The organism is Pseudomonas sp. SDO5532_S415 (assembly GCF_054071155.1).
The window spans coordinates 1-5984 of the sequence record NZ_JBSVWS010000250.1 but is presented as its reverse complement, the minus strand read 5'-3'; the positions used below and the strand labels follow the sequence as shown (position 1 = coordinate 5984).

The 5984-nt window shown below is 60.1% G+C and carries 2 protein-coding genes; one reads left to right on the top strand and one right to left on the bottom strand.

The genetic code is table 11. The features are described 5' to 3' along the window. Positions 1–122: 122 nt before the first annotated feature. Positions 123–1787, bottom strand: coding sequence for an energy-dependent translational throttle protein EttA (gene ettA / locus ACW9HW_RS28320; RefSeq protein ID WP_007970893.1), 1665 nt, complete (start codon positions 1785–1787; stop codon positions 123–125). A gap of 284 nt (positions 1788–2071) precedes the next feature. Here ettA and ACW9HW_RS28315 point away from each other — a divergent pair, with 284 nt between their 5' ends. Next, positions 2072–5920: a sensor domain-containing protein gene (locus ACW9HW_RS28315; protein ID WP_095196634.1), complete on the top strand. Its 3849-nt coding sequence runs from the start codon at positions 2072–2074 to the stop codon at positions 5918–5920. The last annotated feature ends 64 nt before the right edge of the window (positions 5921–5984 follow it).

Below are 5984 nucleotides of genomic sequence, written 5' to 3'. Positions count from 1 at the left end.
TTGTAATGCGCTCCCTGTGGGAGCGAGCCTGCTCGCGAAAGCCGCAACTCGAAGCAGCTGAAAAAGCGCAAAAAAAAACGGAACCCGAAGGCTCCGTTCTTTTTCAAGCAACCAACCCGATATCAGGCCAGTTTTTTGTGCCGTACACGATGCGGCTGGGCAGCTGCTTCACCGAGACGCTTTTTGCGATCGGCTTCGTATTCGGTGTAGTTGCCTTCGAAGAACACGGCTTGCGAGTCGTCTTCGTACGCCAGGATGTGAGTCGCGACGCGGTCAAGGAACCAGCGATCGTGGGAGATCACAATGGCGGCGCCCGGGAAGTCCAGCAGGGCTTCTTCCAGGGAACGCAGGGTTTCGACGTCGAGGTCGTTGGACGGTTCGTCGAGCAGCAGGACGTTGCCGCCCTCCTTCAGGGTCAGGGCCAGGTGCAAGCGACCGCGCTCACCACCGGACAGATCCTTGACGAACTTCTGCTGGTCGCCGCCCTTGAAGTTGAAACGGCCGACGTAAGTACGCGACGGGATCTCATAGTTGCCGATGCGGATCTGGTCGGAACCGTCGGAGATTTGCTGGAACACCGTCTTGCTGCCGTCCAGGTCTTCGCGGCTCTGATCCACGCAAGCAAGCTGGACGGTTTCGCCGACTTCGATGCTGCCCGAGTCCGGCGTTTCCTTGCCCATCAGCATGCGGAACAGCGTGGATTTACCCGCACCGTTACCACCGATAACGCCGACGATGGCGCCTTTAGGCATGGAGAACGACAGGTTGTCGATCAATACGCGATCGCCGTAGCCCTTGGTGACGTTCTTGAACTCGATGACCTTGTCACCCAGGCGAGGACCGGCCGGAATGTAGATCTCGTTGGTTTCGCTGCGCTTCTGGAATTCCTGCGATTGCATTTCTTCGAAGCGTTGCAGGCGAGCCTTGGATTTGGACTGGCGGGCCTTGGCGCCTTTGCGCACCCACTCCAGTTCTTCCTTCATGGCTTTTTCGTGAGCCGACTGCTGCTTGGATTCGGCAGCCAGACGATCGGACTTGGCTTCCAGCCAACCCGAATAGTTGCCCTCGTAGGGAATGCCCGCGCCGCGGTCGAGTTCCAGAATCCAGCCGGCGACGTTGTCCAGGAAGTAACGGTCGTGCGTGATCGCAACCACGGTGCCCGGGAAATCGTGCAGGAAGTGCTCCAGCCAGGCGACGGAATCGGCGTCCAGGTGGTTGGTCGGTTCGTCGAGCAGCAGCATGTCAGGGGCGGACAGCAGCAGGCGGCACAGGGCCACACGACGCTTTTCACCACCGGACAGGTGTTCGACCTTGGCATCCCAGGCCGGCAGACGCAGCGCATCGGCGGCAACTTCCAGCTGGCGCTCCAGGTTGTGACCGTCGCTGGCCTGCAGGATCGCTTCGAGTTTGGCCTGCTCGGCAGCCAGTTTGTCGAAATCGGCATCCGGATCGGCGTAGGCCGCGTAGACCTCGTCCAGACGCGCCTGGGCGTCCTTGATCACGCTGACGGCTTCCTCGACCACTTCACGCACAGTCTTGGTCGGATCCAGTTGTGGTTCCTGCGGCAGGTAGCCGATGTTCAGCTCCGGCATCGGACGGGCTTCACCCTCGAACTCGGTGTCGACGCCGGCCATGATTTTCAGCAGCGTGGATTTACCCGAACCGTTGAGGCCGAGTACGCCGATCTTGGCGCCTGGAAAGAAAGACAAGGAGATGTTTTTCAGGATTTCCCGCTTCGGCGGTACAACTTTACCCAGCCGATGCATGGTGAATACGTATTGAGCCATGGAGAACCTTGGGTCAGTGACTGATGAATGATTGGAGCGCAGACGATGCCTGGCCAGACCGTGCGCGCCATCCGATTGAAACTATCAATGCGGGTGCGCTGAAAAAGTCTGATTCTAGGAGCTGGAACGCTCCCGCGTAACCGGCAAAGCTACCTCAATGACAGGTGGCCGTCCAGCCGAGCGGGACTGGCACTTTGCCACGACTCAAGGCATGCTAGCCGCCCTCCGGGCGTCCGGCTTATAGTGCACGTCGCGCCAGTCCAGCCAAACCGCAGGATTACAGTTTGTCCAATGTCACTCCGTCCCTGACTAACAGTGCTCCGACAGCGGCGCCCGGTTCGCCCCTGCGCGGAACCCTGAAAGGCGCGCTGGCGATGCTGGCTCTGTTGCTGCTCGCACTGCTGTTTTGGCAGCTGCTGGACCAGTTGCGTGAAACCCGGAAAAACCAGCGGCAGTACACCATCGACTACACCGCCGACCTGGCCGCGCAAGTCAGCCTGAACATGGCGCTCAACGCTCAGATCGCCCTTAACCTGCTACCGATCGTCGAACAGCCGCAAAGCACCGACGAACAGCAGGAGCTGCTGCGCAAGCTGCAAAAATCCTTGCCAGACCTGACCAGCCTGGCCCTGCTCAGCCCCTCCGGGACAATCCTCACTGACAGCGCGACCAACAGCGAAGACGCCGACTATCTGGGCGAGCTGGTCCGACGCAGTCGTGCCCAGCCTCACTACTTCAGCAATGCGATCGATGGCTCCGTGGTGCACCTGCTGCTACATCAAGCCAGCGGCAGTACCCGTGGCTATTGGGCCTTGCGCCTGAAGCCGACGTTTTTTTCGTCCCTGACCAATCTGAGCGAGGCCGATGGCCGCCCGCAGTGGCTGGTGGAAAACCGTTTCAACCACCAGATCATCAGCCGCGATATCGCGCTGCCACTGGTCAACCCGGGCACACTGACCCAGGACGATCTGAGCAACAGTGTGCTGACCGTCCCACTGAGCGGCAGCGACTGGCAGCTGCGTGGGCTGTTCGATCGCCAGCGCGTGCTCGAAGAGCTGCTGCCGGCCTTCATCGGCAAATGCCTGCTGGGCCTGGCCTTTTCCATGCTGCCGTTTGTCGTCCTGCTGAACATGCGCCGACGCCAACGCCAGTTGCATGAAGGGCGTCGACGTTATCAGGAAATTTTCGAAGGCACTGGCGTTGCGCTGTGTGTACTCGACATGTCCGGACTCAAGAGCGCCTTTGACAAGGCTCGACTGCAAAGCACCGAACAATTGCAGGCGCGGCTGGATGACCCGGAGCAACGCCGACATTTGCTACAGGCGCTGCGTATTACCGAAGTCAACCAGGTTGCCCTGCAGCTGCTTAATGTCAGTACGTCCAGGCAAGCCTGGGACCTGCTGATCGATGGCAACCCGCTCGATGGCAGCGCCATCGGCAATCAAGTACTCGAAGCGGCATTCCATCAGCAGCAGCAACTTGAGCTGGAAATCAAACTCCAGGATGCCAATGGCCGTGATCAGCACCTGTGGCTGGTGCTGCGCCTGCCGGAAAGTCCCGACGACTATAACGCGGTGATCCTGAGCATCACCGATATCACCAGCCGCAAGCTCATTGAGTTGTCGCTGCAGGAGCGCGAAGGTTTCTGGTCTGATGTGGTACGCACCGTGCCCGATCACCTGTACGTACAGGACGTGATCAGCCAGCGCATGATTTTCAGTAACCATCATCTGGGCCAGACCCTGGGCTACAACCGCACCGAATTGCACCAGATGGGCGAGTACTTCTGGGAAATCCTCCTGCATCCCGACGATGCCGACTACTACCACCGCTCGCGCCAGACCCAACGGCAAGGTGGCTACAGCCAATTGATGCAATGCCAGCTGCGTTTCCGTCACCGGGACGGTGAATGGCGGCGCTTCGACATTCGCGAACAGGCCCTGGCACGGGACAAGCACGACCAGGTGACCCGCATCATTGGCGTGGCCAAGGACGTCACCGAGCAAATCGAAGCCAGTGAGTCCCTGCGTGACAGTGAGCAGCGCTACCGGATGCTCGCCGAAAGCATCAGCGACGTGATTTTTTCCACCGATAACCGCATGACGCTCAATTACGTCAGCCCGTCGGTACAAGCCGTGCTGGGTTATGACGCCGAATGGATTTTCCAGAACGGCTGGCAATCAACCATCGCCAACCCGCAACAACTGGCAGGCATCTACAGCCTGATGGAGCGGGTCAACAACGCGCTGGATCAACCCGATCAACTGGCTCTGTTGCGCAACCAGGTGCAGACCCAATTGTTCTTGTTCGACTGCCTGCGGGCCGACGGGCGCAAGATTCCTATCGAACTGCGGCTGGTGCTGGTCTGGGACGAGCACGGTGCATTCGAAGGCGTGCTCGGGGTCGGTCGCGACATCAGCCAGCAACGCCGTGCCGAAAAAGACCTGCGTATGGCGGCCACGGTATTCGAGCACTCGACCTCGGCGATCCTGATCACCGACCCGGCCGGCTACATCGTCCAGGCCAACGAAGCCTTCAGCCGCGTCAGCGGTTATGCAGTGGAACAGGTACTCGACCAGTTGCCGAACATACTGACCGTCGACGAGCAGCAGGAAGCCCATCTGCGTTACGTGCTCAAGCAACTGAACCAGAACAGCACCTGGGAAGGCGAAGTCTGGCTCAAACGCCGCAATGGCGAGCATTACCCGGCCTGGGTCGGCATTACGGCGGTGCTGGACGACGAAGGCGACCTGGCCAGTTACGTGTGCTTCTTCAGCGACATCAGCGAGCGCAAGGCCAGTGAGCAGCGAATTCACCGCCTCGCCTATTACGACGCTTTGACGCACCTGCCCAACCGCACACTGTTCCAGGACCGCCTGCACACGGCGCTGCAAGCGGCCGAACGGCAGAAATCCTGGGTAGTGTTGATGTTCCTCGACCTCGACCGCTTCAAGCCGATCAACGACTCCCTGGGGCACGCCGCCGGCGACCGCATGCTCAAGGAAATGGCCACGCGCCTGCTTGGCTGCGTCGATGACGACGATACCGTAGCGCGCATGGGCGGCGACGAGTTCACCTTGCTCCTGCAACCGCGTGCCAACCGTGAAATCGCCTTGACCCGGGCGATCCACGTTGCAGAACAGATTCTCGCCAGCCTGGTGAAACCGTTCGTGCTCGAAGGCCGCGAGTTCTTTGTCACCGCCAGTATCGGCATCGCCCTGAGCCCTCAGGACGGCAACGAACTCAGCCAGCTTATGAAAAACGCCGACACCGCGATGTATCACGCCAAAGAGCGCGGCAAGAACAACTTCCAGTTCTATCAGGCGGACATGAACGCCAGCGCCCTGGAGCGCCTGGAACTGGAAAGCGATTTGCGTCATGCCCTGGAACAGAACGAGTTCGTGCTGTATTACCAGCCGCAATTCAGTGGCGATGGTAAACGTCTGACCGGCGCCGAAGCCTTGTTGCGCTGGCGCCATCCGCGCCGTGGCCTGGTACCGCCGGGGGACTTCATTCCGGTGCTCGAAGAACTCGGCCTGGTGGTGGATGTGGGCGACTGGGTGATCAGCGAGGCCTGCCGTCAGCTCAAGACCTGGCACCAGGCTAAAGTACGGGTGCCGAAGGTGTCGGTGAACATTTCGGCGCGGCAGTTCTCCGATGGCCAGCTCGGTACGCGGATCGCCACCATCCTCAAGGACACCGGCCTGCCACCGGCGTGCCTGGAACTGGAGCTGACCGAAAGTATCCTGATGCGTGAAGTCAGCGAGGCAATGCAGATACTCGATGGACTGAAAAATCTCGGCCTGAGCATCGCGGTCGATGACTTCGGCACGGGTTATTCATCGCTCAACTATCTCAAGCAATTCCCGATCGACGTGCTGAAAATCGACCGCACCTTCGTCGATGGCCTGCCGTCGGGCGAACAGGATGCGCAGATCGCCCGGGCGATCATTGCCATGGCCCACAGCCTCAACCTGGCGGTGATCGCCGAGGGCGTGGAAACCCACGAGCAGCTCGACTTCCTGAGGGAGCACGGCTGCGACGAAGTTCAGGGCTACCTGTTCGGCCGCCCGATGCCGGCGAACAAGTTCGAAGTGCAATTCAGCAATGATGCGTTGTTCGTGTTCGACTGAAACTTTCGGTGCTCCGACCGGCCCCTTCGCGAGCAGGCTCGCTCCCACATTGGATTGCGATCTC

What these genes read in the sequence shown, in the direction of transcription:
- ettA (WP_007970893.1), bottom strand. Translation starts at nt 1,787, where the DNA reads ATGGCTCAATACGTATTCACCATGCATCGGCTGGGTAAAGTTGTACCG.